This is a genomic window from Streptomyces scabichelini (assembly GCF_011045015.1).
GTDB lineage: Bacteria > Actinomycetota > Actinomycetes > Streptomycetales > Streptomycetaceae > Streptomyces > Streptomyces scabichelini.
Window position 1 is genome coordinate 1 of sequence record NZ_JAAKZY010000454.1, and the last position, 1,802, is coordinate 1,802.

The 1,802-nt window shown below is 68.9% G+C and carries 2 protein-coding genes; both read right to left on the reverse strand.

The window, feature by feature from the left end:
• Positions 1–186: 186 nt before the first annotated feature.
• On the reverse strand, positions 187–1,485 hold the full coding sequence (locus G5C60_RS50605; RefSeq protein ID WP_165271067.1) for an IS701 family transposase: 1,299 nt from the start codon (positions 1,483–1,485) through the stop codon (positions 187–189).
• Between the two features lie 53 nt (positions 1,486–1,538).
• Positions 1,539–1,802 (reverse strand): zinc-binding dehydrogenase (locus G5C60_RS50610; protein WP_165271065.1); only part of this gene is annotated, 264 nt, incomplete at its 5' end.

The following is a 1,802-nucleotide window of genomic DNA, read 5'->3' on the forward strand; positions in this document are numbered from 1 at the left end:
CGCAGAGCCAGCGCCTGGGCCGAGGTCGCCCGACGCGTCCACCGCTCCAACTCCGCCCGCTCCTCAGCAGACAGCAGCAATGGCTCCAGTTTCGGGCCCCGACGAGGAACTGACGCACCAGCAGTAGAAGTCACATACCAACTAACGATCAACTACTGGCGCAGGACACTAGAGGTGCAGTCGCAGTTACGGCGGTCGGTGGCCTCGGCGGCGGTAGTGGCTGAGGCGGGCGCGGTGTTGATGGCGTCGACGCCAGCGTGACCAGTGCAGGATGTGATCGGCTTCGTGCCGGACGGCGTGGGTGAATCTGCTCAGCAGGCGGCGGATCTCATTCACGCTCAGTCGGATCAGGTCGCGGCGGTGTCCCCCTTTTTCATGGGCGATGGTCCGGATCGCGGTCAGGTGGGCGGAAGCCGCCATGGCCAGGGTGACGTGCCGGTACCAGGCCGCATATTGCCGTACTTGGTAGTGGTCCAGGCCGGCCTCGTTCTTCGCGGCCTGGAAACACTCCTCGATCGCCCACCGGGCGCCGGCGGCCCGCACGATCTCCGCCGTCGCGGTACCCGCCGGCGTGTGGGTGAGGTAATAGGCGCGCTCGCCGTCGGCGAGGCTGCGGCGGATCAGCAGGGCGTCTTCGAAGCCGTCGTCGCCCTGGCCGGGCAGCGGGACCAGGGCCCAGGCGTATTCACGCAGGCCATGGGCACCCTCCCCGGCTGAGCGGATCTCCCAGGCATGCTCCGGCAGGATCGCCGAGATGGTGCGGGCGTTCTGCCCGCGCGGCCCGCACCGGTGCTTGCAGGCGATCGCCAGCACGTAGCTCAGACGCTGTTCGGTCAGCCAGCCGCGCAGGACGGGGTCCTGGCCGTAGACCTCGTCGCCGGTCACCCAGCAAAACGACACCTTCGCGGTGACCGCCCGCTCCATCATCACGCGGGCCAGCGCGGACTTGGTGCGGAAGGTGGCCTTGTCACCGATCTTCGCGTCCGCCCGGCGGGCCGGCTCCTCGGTCCAGGACGTCGGCAGGTACAACTCCCGGTCGATCAAGGCCCGCCCCCTCGTGGAGGCGTAGGCCAGGAACACTCCCACCTGGCAGTTGTCGATCTTTCCGGAGGTGCCGGTGTACTGCCGCTGCACACCGGCCGACCGGGTGCCCTTTTTGATGAAGCCGGTCTCGTCCACGGCCAGCACGCCGCCCTCGGCCCCCAGATGATCCAGCACGAAGCCGCGAACCTCGTCACGGACCGCGTCGGCAGACCAGTCGGCCTGGTTCAGTAAACGTTGCATGCCGTCCGGGCACAGCTCACCGGCCTGCTCGGCCAACGTCCAGCCGTTCTTACGTTCCAAGGGTGCGAGCAGCCCGCGCACATACTCCCTTGCCCGCCGACGCGGCTCGGACCTGCGGAAATGCTCACCGATCCGAGCATGCAGTGCGTCCAGACCGGCCGCCCAGCGGTGCACCTCATCAACCGTGACGTCCCCACCCATGCCCAGTTCAACGAGCAGCCCGACCACCCGTCACACCAACTGCGGCTGCAGTATTAGGCGACGGGCGGGACGACGATGGCCTTGCCGTGCACCGCGTTTTCGGCGGCCCGGGCGTGGAGCGCCGGCAGCTCGGCCAGCGGCACCCGCTCGGCGACGTCGACGCGCAGCTCGCCGCGGTCGATCAGCGCTACCAGCTGCGACAGCTGGTCGGCGTCGCTGCGGACGAACAGGTCGATGCCGCGTACGCCGCGCTCCTGGTCGGAGGGCGCGGGCATCCATACCGTCGTGTTCACCACGACCCCGCCCGGACGGACCAG